This is a genomic window from Dysosmobacter welbionis, from assembly GCF_005121165.3.
Classification (GTDB): domain Bacteria; phylum Bacillota; class Clostridia; order Oscillospirales; family Oscillospiraceae; genus Oscillibacter; species Oscillibacter welbionis.
The window spans coordinates 1993993-2010764 of sequence record NZ_CP034413.3 but is presented as its reverse complement, the minus strand read 5'-3'; the positions used below and the strand labels follow the sequence as shown (position 1 = coordinate 2010764).

Annotated in this window: 16 protein-coding genes, 1 pseudogene and 1 riboswitch; of the genes and pseudogenes, 11 read left to right on the top strand and 6 right to left on the bottom strand. The window is 61.6% G+C overall.

All coding sequences use genetic code 11. The annotated features are described in order from the left end of the window. Nucleotides 1–90: 90 nt before the first annotated feature. Nucleotides 91–354: a 30S ribosomal protein S20 gene (rpsT, locus tag EIO64_RS10745; RefSeq protein WP_025544580.1), complete on the bottom strand. Its 264-nt coding sequence runs from the start codon at nucleotides 352–354 to the stop codon at nucleotides 91–93. Between the two features lie 193 nt (nucleotides 355–547). Here rpsT and gpr point away from each other — a divergent pair, with 193 nt between their 5' ends. Beyond that, nucleotides 548–1444, top strand: a complete 897-nt coding sequence (gpr, locus tag EIO64_RS10740) for a GPR endopeptidase (protein WP_036631190.1) — start codon at nucleotides 548–550, stop codon at nucleotides 1442–1444. 166 nt (nucleotides 1445–1610) lie between these two features. Here the strand turns inward: gpr and EIO64_RS10735 are convergent, their stop codons facing one another. Next, nucleotides 1611–2366, bottom strand: coding sequence for an exodeoxyribonuclease III (locus EIO64_RS10735; protein WP_119310373.1), 756 nt, complete (start codon nucleotides 2364–2366; stop codon nucleotides 1611–1613). A 210-nt stretch (nucleotides 2367–2576) separates the two neighbouring features. Between EIO64_RS10735 and metG the strand changes: the two genes are divergently transcribed. After that, nucleotides 2577–4628, top strand: coding sequence for a methionine--tRNA ligase (gene metG / locus EIO64_RS10730; protein WP_119310372.1), 2052 nt, complete (start codon nucleotides 2577–2579; stop codon nucleotides 4626–4628). A gap of 337 nt (nucleotides 4629–4965) precedes the next feature. Here metG and thpR read toward each other — a convergent pair whose 3' ends face one another. After that, the gene (gene thpR, locus EIO64_RS10725; RefSeq protein ID WP_119310371.1) at nucleotides 4966–5466 is read right to left on the bottom strand and encodes an RNA 2',3'-cyclic phosphodiesterase; all 501 of its coding nucleotides are present in this window, start codon (nucleotides 5464–5466) and stop codon (nucleotides 4966–4968) included. 93 nt (nucleotides 5467–5559) lie between these two features. On the opposite strand from thpR, the gene EIO64_RS10720 reads away from it, so the two are divergent. Then, nucleotides 5560–6219: an HAD family hydrolase gene (locus EIO64_RS10720; protein ID WP_021751038.1), complete on the top strand. Its 660-nt coding sequence runs from the start codon at nucleotides 5560–5562 to the stop codon at nucleotides 6217–6219. Between the two features lie 60 nt (nucleotides 6220–6279). Here EIO64_RS10720 and thiM read toward each other — a convergent pair whose 3' ends face one another. Together thiM and thiW are read right to left on the bottom strand one after the other, a co-directional pair. After that, nucleotides 6280–7074 carry a hydroxyethylthiazole kinase gene (gene thiM / locus EIO64_RS10715; RefSeq protein ID WP_021751037.1) on the bottom strand — a complete coding sequence of 265 codons (795 nt, stop codon included), beginning with the start codon at nucleotides 7072–7074 and terminating at the stop codon, nucleotides 6280–6282. Nucleotides 7075–7098: 24 nt separating this feature from the next. Next, nucleotides 7099–7614, bottom strand: coding sequence for an energy coupling factor transporter S component ThiW (gene thiW, locus EIO64_RS10710; protein WP_021751036.1), 516 nt, complete (start codon nucleotides 7612–7614; stop codon nucleotides 7099–7101). Nucleotides 7615–7922: 308 nt separating this feature from the next. Beyond that, a riboswitch (TPP riboswitch) is annotated at nucleotides 7923–8025 on the bottom strand. 192 nt (nucleotides 8026–8217) lie between these two features. Between thiW and rpsF the strand changes: the two genes are divergently transcribed. The 4 genes from rpsF to EIO64_RS10690 all read left to right on the top strand — a co-directional run bounded on the left by rpsF (nucleotide 8218) and on the right by EIO64_RS10690 (nucleotide 10338). Further along, nucleotides 8218–8514, top strand: a complete 297-nt coding sequence (gene rpsF, locus EIO64_RS10705; protein ID WP_021751113.1) for a 30S ribosomal protein S6 — start codon at nucleotides 8218–8220, stop codon at nucleotides 8512–8514. 12 nt (nucleotides 8515–8526) lie between these two features. Continuing rightward, on the top strand, nucleotides 8527–8979 hold the full coding sequence (locus tag EIO64_RS10700) for a single-stranded DNA-binding protein (RefSeq protein ID WP_021751114.1): 453 nt from the start codon (nucleotides 8527–8529) through the stop codon (nucleotides 8977–8979). 25 nt (nucleotides 8980–9004) lie between these two features. Then, nucleotides 9005–9256 (top strand): 30S ribosomal protein S18, encoded by a 252-nt coding sequence (gene rpsR, locus EIO64_RS10695; protein WP_021751115.1) that lies wholly within the window; start codon nucleotides 9005–9007, stop codon nucleotides 9254–9256. Nucleotides 9257–9417: 161 nt separating this feature from the next. Then, a complete protein-coding gene (locus tag EIO64_RS10690) occupies nucleotides 9418–10338 on the top strand; it encodes an AEC family transporter (protein WP_021751116.1) in 921 nt (306 codons plus the stop codon). Nucleotides 10339–10413: 75 nt separating this feature from the next. Here EIO64_RS10690 and EIO64_RS10685 read toward each other — a convergent pair. Beyond that, nucleotides 10414–11933, bottom strand: a pseudogene (locus tag EIO64_RS10685) (4Fe-4S dicluster domain-containing protein). A 435-nt stretch (nucleotides 11934–12368) separates the two neighbouring features. Here EIO64_RS10685 and EIO64_RS10680 point away from each other — a divergent pair. The 4 genes from EIO64_RS10680 to EIO64_RS10665 are packed head-to-tail and all read left to right on the top strand — an operon-like array spanning nucleotide 12369 to nucleotide 16722. Next, on the top strand, nucleotides 12369–13382 hold the full coding sequence (locus EIO64_RS10680) for an ABC transporter ATP-binding protein (protein ID WP_119310370.1): 1014 nt from the start codon (nucleotides 12369–12371) through the stop codon (nucleotides 13380–13382). Then, on the top strand, nucleotides 13366–14232 hold the full coding sequence (locus EIO64_RS10675; protein WP_021751120.1) for an ABC transporter permease subunit: 867 nt from the start codon (nucleotides 13366–13368) through the stop codon (nucleotides 14230–14232). The genes EIO64_RS10680 and EIO64_RS10675 overlap by 17 nt, the downstream gene beginning before the upstream one ends. Nucleotides 14233–14248: 16 nt before the next feature. Continuing rightward, nucleotides 14249–15667 (top strand): DUF7088 domain-containing protein, encoded by a 1419-nt coding sequence (locus EIO64_RS10670; protein WP_025544707.1) that lies wholly within the window; start codon nucleotides 14249–14251, stop codon nucleotides 15665–15667. Nucleotides 15668–15684: 17 nt separating this feature from the next. Continuing rightward, the gene (locus EIO64_RS10665; RefSeq protein WP_136891331.1) at nucleotides 15685–16722 is read left to right on the top strand and encodes a DUF4340 domain-containing protein; all 1038 of its coding nucleotides are present in this window, start codon (nucleotides 15685–15687) and stop codon (nucleotides 16720–16722) included. Nucleotides 16723–16772: the final 50 nt, after the last annotated feature.

Genomic DNA, 16772 nt, shown 5'->3' with positions numbered 1-16772 from the left:
CGGAAAAGAAAAGGGCCAGAATCGGGAAAAGCCCCCTGGCCAGAAAACAAAAAAGGACATCCGAACGGATGTCCTTTTGGCCCGATATGATCAGCCGATCTTGTTGAGCTTCAGGGTCATGGCGCTCTTGCGATGAGCGGCCGTATTCTTGTGCAGAATGCCCTTGGCAACAGCCTGATCGACTTTCTTCACTGCAACCTTGTACGCGCCATCGGCCTCGGTGCGATTGCCTTCTGCGGCAGCAGCCTCGAACTTCTTGATGGCGGTCTTCAGTTCGGACTTCGCGGCCTTGTTGCGGGCGTTGCGCACTTCGGCGATCAGAACGCGCTTCTTGGCAGACTTGATATTCGGCAAACCAAACACCTCCTTAGGCAGAAAATTTGACTGTGGGAACCAGTTCCCACCATGCAGAATGATATTTTAACAGGGAACGGCGCAAAAAGCAAGCCTTTTTTTATATTTTTCGGGCTAAAATTGTATATCGTGCCGCCTACCGCAAAACCTAGTGAGCAGACCACTAGATTTTGTGTTTGGGAGGCGGTTCGCATTGTTCATAAAACGTACCGACCTGGCCCTGGAGGCCCGGGAGCTCTGGCAGGAGTCCGCGGAGCGGACCACCCGCCTCATGGGGGTGAAGGCGACCAAGAGCAAGCTGGAGGGATACCCAGTCACCCGGGTGGACATCCTGGACCACCGGGGCGAGGAGGCCCTGGGCAAGCCCCAGGGCAGCTATTTCACCATTGACCTCACCACCTTCTGGCAGCGGAAGGCGGACTTTTTCGAGCGGGCGGTCCGGGCCGTGGGCACGGAGCTGAAGGCCCTGCTGCCGGTGGAGGGCTCCGCCCTGGTGGTGGGCCTGGGCAACGCAGCCATGACGCCGGACGCCGTTGGCCCCCTGGCATTGGACAGCGTGCTGATCACCCGGCACCTGCTCTCCGCCATGCCGAAGCAGTTTGCCGGGTTCCGGCCGGTGTCGGCCTTCCGCACCGGCGTGCTGGGCACCACCGGCGTGGAGTCCGCGGAGGCGGTGCGGGGCCTGGTGGCGGAAGTCCAGCCCGCCATGGTCCTGGCCATCGACGCCCTGGCCTCCCGCCGGTGCGGGCGGGTGTGCGCCACGGTGCAGCTCAGCGACACGGGGATCATCCCCGGCTCCGGCGTGGGCAACCACCGGGCGGCGCTGAACCGGGAGACGCTGGGGGTGCCGGTGTTCGCCATCGGCGTGCCCACGGTGGTGGACTCCGCCACCCTGGCGGCGGACATTCTGGAGGAGTCCGGCGTGGAAAAGGTGGATGAGGAACGGCTGCGCGGGGAGCATGATGCCTTCATGGTCACTACCCGGGACATCGACCAGCAGGTGCGGGATCTGAGCAAGGTGGTGGGCTACGGCATCAACTGGGCCCTCCAGGATCTGGAGATCGAGGAGATGAACGCCCTGTTGAGCTGAAACAGGACCGGACCCAGCAGGTCCGGTCCTGTTTTCCGATGCAAAGCATCACAAACCTTTGAAATGTGCCGTTTCCCCGCACTCTTCAGGGCAGCCGGAAATGATGCAAAAAGACTTCATGTGCAGGATTTGCCGATGTTCGTGGCGCATCGAACGCGCGTGAAGTTTATACATCCAGATCCAGTACCACCGGGCAGTGGTCGCTGCCCAGCACCTCGCTCCAAATATCGGCGTTCCGGATTTTGTCCTTCAGCCGCTCCGACACGATGAAGTAGTCGATCCGCCACCCGGCGTTGTTCTTCCGGGCATTGAAGCGGTAGCTCCACCAGGAGTAGGCCCCGGTCTTGTCCGGGTACAGATACCGGAACGTGTCCACAAAGCCGCTGGAGAGGAGCTTCGTCATCTTCTCCCGCTCCTCGTCGGTAAAGCCGGGGTTGCGGCGGTTGGGACCGGGATTTTTGATATCGATCTCCTGGTGGGCCACGTTCAGGTCCCCGCAGTACACCACAGGCTTTTTGGCGTCCAGATCCAGCAGGTAGTCCCGGATGTCGTCCTCCCAGGCCATGCGGTAGTCCAGCCGGGCCAACTGATCCTTGGAGTTTGGAGTGTAGCAGCACACCAGGTAGAAGTCCGGGTACTCCGCCGTGATGACCCGCCCCTCGTGGCGGTGCTCATCGATACCGAAGTCATAGGTCACGGAGAGCGGCTGGCGCCGGGTGAACACCGCGGTGCCGGAATAGCCCGCCTTGTCGGCGCTGTTCCAGTAGCGGTGATAGCCGGGCAGATCAAATTCTGCCTGCTCCGGGCGCATCTTCGTCTCCTGCAGGCAGATGATGTCCGCGTCGGCCACGGCACAGAAGTCCAGAAATCCCTTGCCCAGGCAGGCCCGCAGGCCGTTGACGTTCCAGGATACCAGTTTCATGGGCGCATCCTCCCTTGTGAAAATCATACAGCGTTCCTATTGTATCGGAATTTTGCGAAAAATACAATCCCCACGAGGAGAGGCGGCTTGTGTGACGGCCCGTTTTTCGCATCTTCCCTTGTATTTTTTGGATTTTCAAACTATAATAATAATTCAGGCAAATACCGGCGCTCTTCCATTCGGAGCTGCCGTTTTAAAGGAGAGAATCCCATGGAAAAGAAAAAATTCTATATCACAACGCCCATCTACTATCCCTCGGACAAGCTCCACATCGGCCACACCTACTGTACGGTGGCCACGGACACGCTGGCCCGGTATCACCGCCTGCGGGGCGAGGACGTCATGTTCCTCACCGGCACGGACGAGCACGGCCAGAAGATCGAGACCAAGGCCAGGGAGGCCGGCGTCACTCCCAAGGAGTTCGTGGACAACATCGTAGAGGGAGACCGGGGCGTGAAGGACCTGTGGAAGCTGATGAACATCTCCAACGACCGGTTCATCCGCACCACCGACGACTACCATGTGGAGAGCGTCCAGAAGATTTTCAAGAAGATGTACGACAAGGGCGACATCTACAAGGGCACCTACAAGGGCAAATACTGCACCCCCTGCGAGTCCTTCTGGACCGAGAGCCAGCTGGTGGACGGCAAGTGCCCCGACTGCGGCCGGGAGGTGCAGGACGCGGAGGAGGAGGCCTACTTTTTCCGCCTGAGCAAGTACGCCGACCAGGTCCGGGATCTGCTGGAGAACACCGACTTCCTCCAGCCCCGTAGCCGCGTCCACGAGATGGTGAAGAACTTCCTGGACCCCGGCCTGGAGGATCTGTGCGTCTCCCGCACCAGCTTCTCCTGGGGCATTCCGGTGGACTTCGATCCCAAGCACGTAGTCTATGTGTGGGTGGACGCCCTCAGCAACTATATCACCGCCCTGGGCTATGACAACGACCGCTACCACGACTACGACAAGGGCTGGTGGCCCGGCGTCAACATCGTGGGCAAGGAGATCGTCCGGTTCCACTCCATCATCTGGCCCGCCATGCTGATGAGCCTGGGCGAGCCGGTGCCCAAGCACGTGTTCGGCCACGGCTGGCTGCTGCTGGACGGCGGCAAGATGTCCAAGTCCAAGGGCAACGTGGTGGACCCGTATATCCTGGCGGAGAAGTTCGGCGTGGACGCCCTGCGGTTCTTCCTGATGCGGACGTTCCCCTTCGGCTCCGACGGCAACTTCTCCAACGAACTGCTGATCCAGACCATCAACACCGACCTGGCCAACGACCTGGGCAACCTGGTCTCCCGCACCACCGCCATGGTGGGCAAGTACTTTGGCGGAGCGCTGCCTGCCGGGTGCGGCGCCACGGAGATGGAGAAAGAGACCGCCAGGTCTGCCGCAAGCCGGGCATCCACGATGTGCTTCGGATCTGACGATCCCAACGATCCGGTCCTCTTTGACCTGGACCTAGTGAGCAAGGCCGCGGGGCTCCGGTTCGACTATGAGGAGGACATGGAGACCTTCGCCCCCCACAAGGCTCTGGACGAGATCTTCAAGGTCATCCAGCGGGCCAACAAGTATATCGACGAGAACGCCCCCTGGGCCCTGGCAAAGGATATGGAGACCAACGGCAAGCGGCTGGCCCATGTGCTGTACAACCTGCTGGAGGCCACCCGCATCTGCGGCATCCTACTGACGCCCTTCATGCCGGAGAGCTGTGAAAAGCTCTTTGCCCAGATCGGCGCCCCTGCGGAGAGTCGGACCTGGGACGCCGCGGCGGAGTGGGGCGCTCTGCCTGAGACCGCTGCCGTCACCAAGGGCGAGAACCTGTTCCCCCGGCTGGACATGGACAAGGCCCTGGAGGAGCTGGAGGCCGCGGAGGCTGCGGCCAAAAAGGCCGCCCTGCCCGCCGTCGAGGTGGAGCCCCAGCTGACGGAGAAGGTGGATTTTGACACCTTCTGCAAGTCCGATTTCCGGGCGGTGAAGGTGAAGGCCTGCGATGCCGTGAAGAAGAGTGAGAAGCTGCTGAGATTCACTCTGGATGACGGCACCGGTGTGGACCGGCAGATCCTCTCCGGCATCCACAAGTGGTATGAGCCGGAGGATCTGGTGGGCAAGACCCTGATCGCCATTGTGAACCTGCCGCCCCGGAAGATGATGGGCCTGGAGAGCAACGGCATGCTGATCTCCGCCGTCCACACCGAGCACGGTGAGGAGTGCCTGCACCTCATCATGGTGGATGATTCCATCCCGGCGGGCGCGAAGCTGTGCTGAGGGCTTCGAGGGGGAGCAGGCTGACACCGTTGCGGCATTGCAATTCCCGGCCCTGTTCGGGCCGCCAATCGCGCCGCTGCCTCGAAACAGACTCACTTTTTCCGCCGCTGGCGGCATTTCGGCTGTTTCCCCTCGACCTCCCCACCACCAGTCTGCGGACTGGTGTGTGCGCCCAGGGCGCACGGGTCAAGGGATTTTTGCCACGTACACGCCGCGGCGAAAATGATTGAAATTTCTTCGTTCGCCAACGGCGAACGAACTGGGGAAAACCTTAGGTTTTCCCCTAGACCCCTTTCCGCTGCAAAAACAGCCGGCACCTAACGGTGCCGGCTGTTTTTTAACGCAGGGATTTGTGGGAGAGTTCTGTGTAGATCCGTTTGCCGTCAATCTGGTCTGACCGCAGGAGGGAGATCTGCCGGACCACCATGCTCGCGTGGGGGACGGTCACCTGCGGGACCTCGCCCCGCCAGCGGCGGACCAGGGTGATGTGGGGCAGCCAGGGGCGGTCCTCCTGGCAGAAGCCCCGGGAGCGGAGGTCCGCCTGCAGGGACACGGCCAGCTCCTCCAGGGCCGGATCTGCTCGAACACCGGCCCACCACAGGTCGCCGAAATGCCCCGGCGGGCCGCCCACCGCCAAGGAGAAAGGTCGGCAGGATACCTCCGACAGGGCGGCCCGGGCCCTGGCCGGGTCCTCTGCCTCCCCCAGGAAGGCCAGGGTCAGGTGCAGGTTCTCCGGCGGCGGGAAAGAGCCCCTGCCCTGGCGGCGCAGGGCGTCCTGAGCGGTCAGCAGTGCTTCCCGCACCGCGGGGGACAGCTGGATGGCCAGAAAGAGACGCATGAATTTTTCCTCCTTTTCACGGGGTTTTCATTGCGCTTTTGCCTGCTCCGGTGGTACAATAGGGACCATCGGCAACAGACGAAAGGAGTTCCCATGAGACTGCAAAGCGCGATTTTTGATATGGACGGCACCCTGCTGGACTCCATGCCTATCTGGCGGGACCTGGGTACCAGCGTCCTGCGGGGCCTTGGCATCGAGCCCGAGCCGGAGACCGACGAGATGCTGAAGACCCTCTCCCTCCGGCACGGGATCGCCTACTGCAAGGAGCACTACCACCTCCCCCAGACGGAGGAGGAGCTGATCGGCCGGGTAGTGGACCGGGTCGCGGATTTCTATCAGCATGAGGTCCAGGCAAAGCCCGGCGTGGACAAGTTTCTGTCCCTTCTGAAGATGGAGGGCGTGTGGATGTATGTGGCCACTGCCACGGACCGCCCTCTGGCGGAAGCAGCCCTCCGCCATGCAGGGATCGACCACTACTTCCGGGGACTTATCACTGTGGCGGAGGTGGGGGTCGGCAAAAAGGAGAGCGCCGAGATCTACGAGCGGGCTATGCGCCGCCTTCAGTCCAACAAGAAGGACACGGTGGTGTTTGAGGACGCCTTCCACGCCATCCAGACCGCCAAGGCCGCCGGGTTCCGGGTGGCGGCGGTGTACGACGCGTCCGAGGAGGCACACCAGGAGGAGATCCGCGGGCTGGCGGACTACTATATCCGTTCCTTTGAGGAGATGTTTGAGACCCGGGAGCTGGAGTGATCGCCTGCCTCGCAAAACAGAAGGCCCGTCCGGTCCGTCAGGACCGGGCGGGCTTCTTTGTCAGAGAGTCAGGATCTCCGCCTCGCGGGCGGCGTCAGATGCCGTCAGCGTATTGGCGGCGTCCAGCAGCGCCGTGCGGAAACTGCCGCTGCCCCGGTCTGCGGCCAGGTGCTCCGCCCGGCGGGCGCAGATCTTCCAGAAGGCGGAGGCCAGGGCAGCCGCCGCGGCGGCGTCCGGCTCCACGGCGGCGAACACACCGCACAGCACCGACAGCATACAGCCCGTGCCGGTGACGAGAGACATCCGGCCGCTGCCGCCGGTGACGCACCAGACCCGCGCCCCATCGGTGATGAGATCCTCCGGACCGGAGAGCAGCACCGCCGTTCCGCGGCGCCGGGCCAGGTCCATGGCGGTGTCCCTCCGGGCTTCCCGGCTGGCGGGCAGCGGGCTGTCCACCCCTTGTTCCTGCCCATCCGACCCCAGCAGGGCCCGGGCCTCCCCCAGATTCACTCGCAGGATGGACGGGGTGAACAGGTCCAGCAGCGCCCGGACCTGTCCCAGCCGCCAGGGACTTGCGCCCACCCCTACCGGGTCTAGCACCACCGGATGACGGGCGGAGACGGCGCAGATCCGGCAGGCCCGGAATTTCTCCGCATCCGGGGTGCCGGTGTTCAGCACCGTGGCGTCGCTGACGGCGGAGATGGCTTCCATCTCTTCCGGTGCCTGGGCCATCATGGGACTGGCGCCAACGGCCAGGGCCAGATTGGCGCAGTCGTTGGCGGTGACGATATTGCTGACGCAGTGGATCAGGGGCCGCTGGCGGCGGACTTTGTCCAGACGGGTGAAATCAAGCATGGAAGGACCCTTTCTCAGTTGGGATCAATGCTCCAATGCGGCCCGCATGGATTTGAGGGCGCCGCTCTTCTGGAGGGTGAATACCAGGATGCCGGCCAGAATGGAGCCGCCCACGGTGGAGACCAGGAAGGGCACCACATAGGCGTAAAAGGCGATGGAGCCGGCCACTACGCCCATAAAGGCCACCGCCACAGGATAGGACAGCAGGCCGCCGATGATGCCGGTGCCGAACACCTCGCCCGCCAGGGTCGCGGGCAGATTCCTGGTCTTCCAGTAGACCAGGCCGCACAGCAGGGCGCCGCACATACTGCCTGGGAAGGCCAGGAGGCTGCCTAAGCCGAAGATGTTGCGCAGCAGGCTGGCCAGGAAGGCCACGGCCACGCCGTAGCCCGGGCCCAGGAACACGGCGCAGATGACATTGACCATGTGCTGCACTGGCGCGCACTGGCTGCCGAATACGGGAAACTGAAGCATACTGCCCACCACGGCCACGGCGCACAGCACGCCTGCCAGGGCCAGCTTCTTGGAATTGGTTTTCATAGAGATCGCTCCTTTGATCCATCAGAATTTGCAGGGAGAAAACAGCGTGCGAAACAGCGTTTTCCCCTTGCCATGCAAGGTCGGCAGGCGGGCATCCGCCTGCTGTGGAAAATCGGTCGAGGCTTTCTGGCCTCCTCTCACGCCGGAACACGGCTTCCCATCGCTGTTTTGCCGGCCCAGGCCCAGGGCGCTCCCCCTCAGCCCGCTCCCGGTGGTCCCCGGGGCGCCGGATGTTGTTTTCGCCGATGCACATCCCTTCCGTCTCAAAGTAAAAAACAGCGGGCGCCTGAGAGGGTGCCCGCCGTGCCGGATGCTCATACATAACTTCCTACGGTGGCATTACCCACATCAGGTAAAGGGTCGAAGCGGTCCGCTTCCTCTCAGCCCGTGAGGGCTCCCCTGTTTTTGTCGCATTTATTATGACACCGCCCGCGGGAATTTGTCAAGCAGTATCTTGTGTAAAGATTTGCCCCCCTATAGAGCCGGGAGAAAAATTCCTTGACATTTCCAGAAATTCCGATATAATAATATGGCTTGCAGTCTGCAGGCATATCCTTGCTCCCATCCCGAATGGGGGCCATTTGTCCAGAAGGAGGTGCAAATATGGCAAAGGTTTCTGCCAATTATGAGGTCGTGTATATCATCGACCCTGCACAGGGTGAGGAGAACACCGCCGCGCTGGTGGCCAAGTTCAAGACCCTGGCTGAGCAGAATGGTTCCGCTGTGGAAGTGGAAGAGTGGGGCAGCCGCAAGCTGGCTTATCCCATCAACTACAAGACCGAGGGTTATTACGTCCTGATGACCTTCACCAGCGAGCCTTCTTTCCCGAAGGAGCTGGACCGTGTTCTGCGGATCACGGACGGCATCATGCGTTCCCTGATCGTCTGCAAGGGCGAGTAAGGGGGCATTGATATGCTCAACAAGATCATCATCATGGGTCGTCTGACCCGGGACCCCGAGCTGCGCCGCACCGGAAGCGGCACCGCCGTCACGTCCTTCTCCCTGGCTGTGGACCGGGACTTTAAGTCCCAGAGCGGCGAAAAGGAGACCGATTTTATCGACGTGGTGGCCTGGCGCAGCACCGCGGAGTTTGTCAGCAAATACTTCACCAAGGGCCGCATGGCCGTGGTGGAGGGCCGGCTGCAGATCCGCGATTGGACGGACAAGGACGGCGGCAAGCGCAGAAGCGCCGAGATCGTCGCCGACAATGTCTACTTCGGGGATTCCAAACGGGACGGCGCCGGCGATTTCGGCGGCGCACCCGCTTCTTACAGCGCCCCCATGGGCGGCCGCAACGCCGCACCGATGGGCGGACAATCCGATTTCGCCGAGATCGGCGAAGAGGACGGCGAACTGCCGTTCTGACTTTTGATAAAGGAGGAACCATTTCATGGCTTTTGATCGTGAAGCGAGACCCGCTCGCCCCAACCGCGGCAAGCGCCGCAAGGTCTGCCAGTTCTGCGCGGACAAATGCGAGTATATCGATTACAAAGACGCCGCCAAGCTGCGCCGCTTTGTCTCTGAGCGTTCCAAGATCCTGCCCCGCCGGACCACCGGCACCTGCGCCATGCATCAGCGTCAGCTGACCGAGGCCATCAAGCGCGCCCGGCAGATCGCCCTGCTGCCCTACGTCACCGACTGAGGCAGACCGTGACTGAACAAAGGCTCCCCCATCCGCTGGATGGGGGAGCCTTTTTACTGCAGTCCCAGTTTTTTTACGCTATATAAACTTTCTGGTTGTTTTTCCTCTTTTGGCGTGGTACGATTAAACTCGCACCTGTGTGTAGATGGAGGAACGTTTTCATGGTATTGATGCTGCTTGAACAGATCGTACAGCTTTTTCTGTGTATCGTCCTGGGCTGGCTCCTGGTCCGCCTGCATCTGCTGAAGCCGGAGGACAGCCGGGTTCTGTCCAAAGTCTGTCTGTATCTGGTCACTCCCTGCGTCATCATCAACGCCTTCCAGCTCCAGCGTACGCCGGAGCTGCTTCAGGGTCTGGCCCTCTCCCTTGGGGCCGCCATTGGCATCCACGCTCTGTTTTTCATTGCCACGGCCTTACTGCACCGCCCCCTGCGTCTGACGCCGGTGGAACAGGCCTCCCTGATTTACACCAATTCCGGTAACCTCATCATCCCCCTGGTGACTGCGGTCCTGGGGCCGGAGTGGGTCATCTATTGCAGCATGTTTCAGTTGGTGCAGCAGTTTCCCATGTGGAGTCACTGCCGGATTATTCTGAGTGGTGACCGGAATGTCTCGCTGAAAAAAATTCTCCTGAATGTCAACATCATTTCCGTGTTTGTGGGTGTGCTGCTGTTTCTGCTGAACCTGCCCCTGCCTACGGTGATCGCCGGTACCATGAAGTCCATTGCCTCCACCATCGGCCCCCTCAGCATGTTTGTCGCCGGCATGCTCATGGGAGAGCAGAACCTGTTGGCGGTCCTGCGCATCCGCAGCATCTGGAAGGTGGCCTTCCTGCGGCTGATCGCCCTGCCGCTGGTGGTCCTGTGTATTTTCAAATACTCTGGCCTTGCGGCCCTGGTGCCGGACGGCCAGTCCATCCTGATGATCAGCCTGCTGGCAGCAAGTGCCCCTGCGGCGGCTAACGTCACTCAGATCGCTCAAGTTTACGGTCATGAAGGAGACTACGCCGGCGCCATTAATGTAATCACCACGCTTCTCTGTATCGGGACCATGCCGCTGATGGTTCTTCTGTACCAAATGTAAGCAGAACCACAGCTTTTCCGGAAAACGCACAAAGCGGGCCACCCTTTTGGGTGGCCCGCTTTCTTGCTTTAGCGGTTATTCCTCCACGTCTTTCAGACGGTCCACATAGGGGCTGGCGGTGCTGCTGACCTCCGCGGCCTCCTTCTTGAACTTCTCAACATTCAGGGTGCTCTCCCGCACGGGGGTGATGGTGCCGGCGCCGGCCACGCAGCCGCCGGGGCAGCCCATGCCCTCCAGCAGATAGCCGTTGCGCTTTCCGGCCTTGGCCATCATCAGCATCTTCTTGCACTCCCGCAGGCCGTCGCCGTACTCGATCTGTACCTCCCGGGTGGGGTCGATGTGCTTGATGGCCTCTACCACGGCCGCGGCCACGCCGCCGCCCACCGCGAAGCCGCGGCCCATGGAGGTGCCCTCGTTCAGGCCGTCCTCCGGGTCCGCCTCCAGGGTGGTGAAGTCGATGTTCTTGGCATCGAACATGCCCTGCAGCTCCTCAAAGGTCAGCACGTAGTCCACATCCGACCGGACAGATTTCCGGTTGGCCTCCAGCTTCTTGGCTGCGCAGGGCCCAATGAAGCAGATCCGGGCATCCGGATGGTCCTTCTTCACCATGCGGGCGGTGATCACCATGGGGGTGAGGGCCATGGAGATGCAGTCCTTGAACTCCGGGAACAGCTTCTTGGCCATGACGGACCAGGCGGGGCAGCAGCTGGTGCCCATGAAGGGCAGCTTCTCCGGCACCTCCGCCAGGAAATCCTTGGCCTCCTCCACGGTGCACAGGTCCGCGCCGATGGCCACCTCCACCACATCGTCAAAGCCCAGGATCCGCATGGCGGCCTTCAGCTTGGCAGGCGTGGCGGCCTTGCCGAACTGGCCCACAAAGGCGGGGGCCACGCAGGCGATGACCTTGGATCCGCGGTTCATGGCGTTGATGACCTGGAAGATCTGGCTCTTGTCCGCGATGGCGGCAAAGGGGCAGTTCACCAAGCACATGCCGCAGGAGACGCACTTGTCGTAGTTGATCTTGGCCCGGCCCAGCTCGTCGGATTCGATGGCGTCCATGCCGCAGGCTGCGGCGCAGGGGCGCTCAATCTTGCTGATGGCGTGGTAGGGGCACTGGTTGAAGCACCGGCCGCATTTGATGCACTTGTCCTGGTCAATGTGGCAATGCTTGTCCTTGTCCAGATAAATGGCATCCTTGGGGCACACATTCATGCAAGGATGGGACAGGCAGCCCTGGCAGCTGTCCGTAATCCGGATCTGCTTGGGGGGCAGGCATTGCAGGCAAAGGAGATGATATTGACCAGGGGCTCCTCAAAATATTTGTCGTCGGCCGCGGCCGCCTCCTGGATACCGGCGCTGACGGGCGTCTGCTCGCCAGCGGGCTGCAGGCTCATGCCAAGGGCCAGCCGCACCCGCTCCTGGACAATGGCCCGCTCCAGAAACACGTCGTGGCGGTGGCGGGCCACCTCTCCGGGAACGATGGTGTAGGGGATCATGTCCACCCGCTTCAAATCCCCGCCCTCATAGGCCAGGCGGGCCACTTCGGTGAAGACATTGCGGCGGATCTCATCCACCGCGCTGTGTACGCCTCTCATTCTTTTTTCCTCCATTGTTCACCGGGCAGTCGCATTCTGAACCCGGCTACTTAGAATTGCGGAATCATTATATCGGAAACACCGGCTGTTTGCAAGAACAAGTCGGCGGAAAGTCCTGGACCGGCCGGATCTTTCCGTCTTTTTCGCCCTTTTCGCGCAAGACAGCGTGCGGCGGAGGACGCCTGGTCATGGACGCCCTCCGCCGCACGCAGAGAGAAAGGAAATGAAAAATGAAAAAAGAGAGGGGGGATCAGTTATCCTTTTTGGAGGATGTCTGTATCATACCCCCAAAATCTAAAAACAACCTTTAAAAAGTTTGAACAGTTTATGAAGTTCTGTTCATTCTTTCAGATAGTTTTCAGTTTCTTTTTTTATACTGTGAAAGCTGACTGGGGCGGGCCCTGCCCGTCTCCATTCCTGAAGGAGGTTATTTGTGTGATCGAGGTCAAAAACCTTGTGAAGCGTTATGGCGACCACTATGCGGTGAACCATCTGAGCTTCACGGTGGAGGACGGCCAGATCTTCGGCTTCTTGGGGCCGAACGGCGCCGGAAAATCCACCACAATGAATATCATGACCGGCTATCTGGCGGCCACGGAGGGACAGGTCCTGGTGGAGGGCCACGATATTCTGGAGGAGCCGGAGGCCGCCCGTGCCTGCATCGGCTATCTCCCCGAGATCCCGCCGCTGTATCCTGATATGACGGTGGAGGAGTACCTGCGCTTCTGCGCGGAGCTGAAGAAGATCCCCAAGGAGCAGCGGACGGACCAGCTGACGAAGGTCCTGGCCCTGACCCATCTGGAGGATATGAGCGCCCGGCTGATCCGGAACCTGTCCAAGGGCTACCGCCAGCGGGTCGGCCTGGCCCAGGCCATCCTGGGCTTCCCCAAGATTATCATTCTGGACGAGCCCACCGTGGGCCTGGATCCCAAGCAGGTGGTGGAGATCCGGGATCTCATTCGGCATCTAGCAAAGGACCACACCGTGATCCTCAGCTCCCATATCCTCTCTGAGATCCGGGCGGTATGCGACCGGGTCCTCATCATCCGCAAGGGCCGGTTTGTGGTGTGCGACACCCCGGAGGACCTGGAGGAGAAGCTCTCCGCCGGAGGCTCCCTGGAACTGACGGCAAAGGCCGCGCCGGAGGCGGCGGGGGCCGTGCTGGACCGGGTGGCGGGCATCACCGGCCGGACCCTGCTGGGGCGGACGGAGGACACAGCCCGATTTGCCATCCACATGGAGAGGGACATCCGGGAGGCGCTGTTCTTCGCCTTTGCAGAGGCGGGGCTGCCCCTGCTGGAGCTGCGGCCCCGGACGGCCTCTCTGGAGGAGGTCTTCCTGGATCTGACGGACGATAACGATACGGTGGCCGCCCGGGCGGCGGCGCTGTTCCAGACCTCTGTGGAAACTGCGGAAAAGGAGGCGGTCGGCGATGAAAGCGATTTATAAGCGGGAGGTCAGCTCCTATTTCAACTCCATGATCGGCTGGATCTTCGTGGCGGTTCTGACGGTCTTCATCGGCATCTATTTCTTTGCCTACAACCTGTTTCAGGGATACCCCTATTTCTCCCTCTCTCTGGGCTCCTCTCTCTTCATTTTCATGGTGGTGGTCCCCATTCTCACCATGCGCTCCATGGCGGATGAGCGCCACACCAAGACGGACCAGCTGCTGCTGACGGCGCCGGTATCCGTCACCGCCGTGGTGCTGGGGAAGTACTTCGCCATGCTGACGGTGTTCGCCGTGCCGGTGGCCATTGCCTGCCTGTGCCCCCTCATCATCGCGCTGAACGGCACGGCCTTCCTGTTGGCGGACTACGGCGCCATTCTGGCCTTCTTCCTGCTGGGCGCGGTGGAGATCGCCGTGGGCATGCTGATCTCCTCTCTGACGGAGAGCCAGATCATCGCCGCAGTGGGCACCTTCGGCCTGCTGCTCCTGCTGTATCTGTGGGACGGCCTGGTGGGCTTTCTGCCCTCCACCGCCGTCGGGTCTCTGCTGGGCTTCTTCGTGGTGCTGATCCTGGTGTGCTTCCTCATCAACGCCCTGTCCAACAACTGGAAGGTCACAGCCGGCGTGCTGGTGGCCGGCGCCGCGGTGCTGATCGCCTTCTACCTGCGGGACTCCTCCGTCTTCGCCAACCTGCTGCCGGATGTGCTGGGCAAGTTCTCCCTGCTCTCCGCCTTCGACAGCTTTTCCACGGACCACGTCTTCGACGTGCCCGGGATCCTGCTGTACCTGTCCATCAGCGCGCTGCTGGTCTTTCTGACCGTCCAGGTCATCCAGAAGCGCCGGTGGAACTGAGAGGAGGCGTGTGAATATGGAACATCGTGATTGGAAAAACAGCCTGCAGGAGACCGCGGGGCGCCACGCCTCCCGCAGGGGCGCCTTCTCCGCCGGACTGACGGCCCTGGCCGTGGCGGCAGTGCTGGTGTTCAACCTGCTGGCGGCACAGCTGCCGGAGCAGTGGGCCCAGATCGACCTGACGGGCAGCGGGATCTACAACATCAGCGAGACCTCTCAGGACTACCTGGCGGGGCTGGAGGATGACGTGGTGATCCACGTGCTCACCGACAAGGACACACTGGATACCCGGATCGTCCGCTTTCTGGACATCTACGCAGATCTCAGCGACCACCTGACCCTGGAATACACCGACCCCACGGTCTATCCCTCCGCCCTGTCCCAGTACGGTGTGGGGGCGGATACCATCGTGGTCACCTGCGAGGCCACCGGCCGGCAGGAGTCCTTTGACATCAGCGACATAATCGGGTATGATATGATGTCGTATTACTATTACGGCACCTATACGGAGACGGACTTCGACGGGGAGAGCCTGCTGACCTCCGCCATCGACAGCGTGCTCACCGGCGTGACCCGGATGGTGTACGAGACCACAGGCCACAACGAGACCGCCGTCCCCATCAGCGTGAAGGAGCGGTTCACGCGGCTCCACATGTCCGTGGAGCGGGTGAACCTGCTCACCGACGGCGGCATCCCTGAGGACTGCTCCCTGCTGATCCTCAACGAGCCGGACCAGGATCTGGCGGACGATGAGCTGGATATGATCCTGAACTATCTGGCGGAGGGCGGCCAGGTGATCTACAACATGGCCGGTGAGCTGGTGGACCTGCCCAACTTCAACGCCCTGTGCGCCGCCTATGGAATGCAGGTGGCGGACGGCATGATCGCGGACACCTCCCAGGGCTATCAGAACAACCCCTATCTGTTCTTCGCGCAGGCGGACACCTCTGTGGATGCGGCCAGCAGCCTCACAAGTGATTCCATGGTCCTGTTTTATGCCTCCCGGGGCTTCACCCTGGCGGATCCCACCCGGGACACCATCACCGTCCAGCCCTTCCTAACCACCACGGAGAACGGCTATGCCGTGCTGGACGCGGACAACATGACCCAGGGGACCTATGTGGTGGGTGCCGTGGCCACGGAGGAGATCAGCGAGGACACCACCGCCCGGCTGACGGTCTACGGCGCGGACACGCTGATCAACACCGATGTGACCAACAGCTTTACCAATGTTGACAACGTGGATCTCTTCATCCACTCCGCCACTGTGGGCTTTGACGATGTATCCGCCATCTCTGTGGAGCCGGTGAGCCTGTTGACGCCCACCAATACCATCACGACCGGCGGCATCTGGGGCCTGCTGTTTATCCTGGTGATCCCCGCGGCGCTGCTGATCTACGGCTTTGTCCGCTGGATGCACCGCCGGAAACTGTGACGAAGGAGCATACAAGCATGAATCGAACACAGAAGAAGACGCTGGTTCTCCTGCTGGGGATCCTGGTGGGCCTGGGCATCCTGCTGGCGGTGGTCTCCGCCGTCAAGCGGTCCAGCGCCCAGCGGGAAGCTGAGGAGGCCGCCGCCCAGGACGCCGCCAGCGTCATCACGGAGACGGAGGCCGCCTATTCGTCCCTCACCTATGACAACGGCAACGCCACGCTGTCCTTCCATCTGGACGAGGCGGGCAAGTGGGTCTGGTCCGACGACCCGGAGTTTCCCCTGGACGACTCCACCATCCAGTCGATCCTGACCCTTCTCACCAACCTCAAACCCCAGCAGACCATTACAGAGGGCGATACGCTGGAGGCCTATGGCCTGGACCAACCCTTCGCCACCCTGACCGCAGCCAAGCCGGACGGCGGGACGCTGACCATCTCCCTGGGCAACACCACTACGGACGGCAACAGCTACTATATGCTGATGAACGAACAGGAGAGTCCGGTGTATATCATCTCCAACTCCCTGTACACCGAGATGTCCAAGACCATCTATGACATGTGCGACCTGCCGGAGCTGCCCCAGCTGACGGAGGAAAACCTCCAGTCCGTCACCGTTGAGGGCGCCGCCAGCACCCTGTTGCGGCCCATCGACAAGGAGACCTCCACCGACGAGGAGACCGGGGAGGAAACGGTTACCGTCACCTGGGCTGCCAGCGGCGAGGACGTCACCGGCAACGCGGACACCGCCTCTCTGCTGGCGGAGCTGGGGGCGCTGACCTTCACCAAATGCGTGGACTACAAGCCCACAGACGAGGCCGCTGCCCTGTGCGGCTTTGACGCACCCCAGGCCACGGTTACCATTCTCTACCTGAACGACACCGGTACCGAGGGGACGCTGACCCTGACCTTCGGCAGCGAGAACCTGGACCAGACCGGCTACTACGTCCGCATGGAGGGGGATTCCACCATCTACCAGATGGACACCGCTTCGGTGGACACCATTCTCTCTGTGGCGGAGAATGGCCTGACTGCGGCGGACGCCACGGGCGAATAAACTCGATCTCGTTTCCCATCCGTCTCATCTGACCAGGGGGAGCCCCCGGG

Excerpts from the sequence above, each read along its gene's own strand:
- EIO64_RS10675 (WP_021751120.1), top strand. The coding sequence starts at position 13,366 with ATGAAAGCGATTTATAAGCGGGAGGTCAGCTCCTATTTCAACTCCATG.
- EIO64_RS10665 (WP_136891331.1), top strand. The coding sequence starts at position 15,685 with ATGAATCGAACACAGAAGAAGACGCTGGTTCTCCTGCTGGGGATCCTG.
- thiM (WP_021751037.1), bottom strand. The coding sequence starts at position 7,074 with ATGCTTGATTTCACCCGTCTGGACAAAGTCCGCCGCCAGCGGCCCCTG.
- EIO64_RS10670 (WP_025544707.1), top strand. The coding sequence starts at position 14,249 with ATGGAACATCGTGATTGGAAAAACAGCCTGCAGGAGACCGCGGGGCGC.
- EIO64_RS10700 (WP_021751114.1), top strand. The coding sequence starts at position 8,527 with ATGCTCAACAAGATCATCATCATGGGTCGTCTGACCCGGGACCCCGAG.
- thpR (WP_119310371.1), bottom strand. The coding sequence starts at position 5,466 with ATGCGTCTCTTTCTGGCCATCCAGCTGTCCCCCGCGGTGCGGGAAGCA.
- EIO64_RS10720 (WP_021751038.1), top strand. The coding sequence starts at position 5,560 with ATGAGACTGCAAAGCGCGATTTTTGATATGGACGGCACCCTGCTGGAC.
- rpsF (WP_021751113.1), top strand. The coding sequence starts at position 8,218 with ATGGCAAAGGTTTCTGCCAATTATGAGGTCGTGTATATCATCGACCCT.
- metG (WP_119310372.1), top strand. The coding sequence starts at position 2,577 with ATGGAAAAGAAAAAATTCTATATCACAACGCCCATCTACTATCCCTCG.
- EIO64_RS10735 (WP_119310373.1), bottom strand. The coding sequence starts at position 2,366 with ATGAAACTGGTATCCTGGAACGTCAACGGCCTGCGGGCCTGCCTGGGC.
- thiW (WP_021751036.1), bottom strand. The coding sequence starts at position 7,614 with ATGAAAACCAATTCCAAGAAGCTGGCCCTGGCAGGCGTGCTGTGCGCC.
- rpsR (WP_021751115.1), top strand. The coding sequence starts at position 9,005 with ATGGCTTTTGATCGTGAAGCGAGACCCGCTCGCCCCAACCGCGGCAAG.
- EIO64_RS10690 (WP_021751116.1), top strand. The coding sequence starts at position 9,418 with ATGGTATTGATGCTGCTTGAACAGATCGTACAGCTTTTTCTGTGTATC.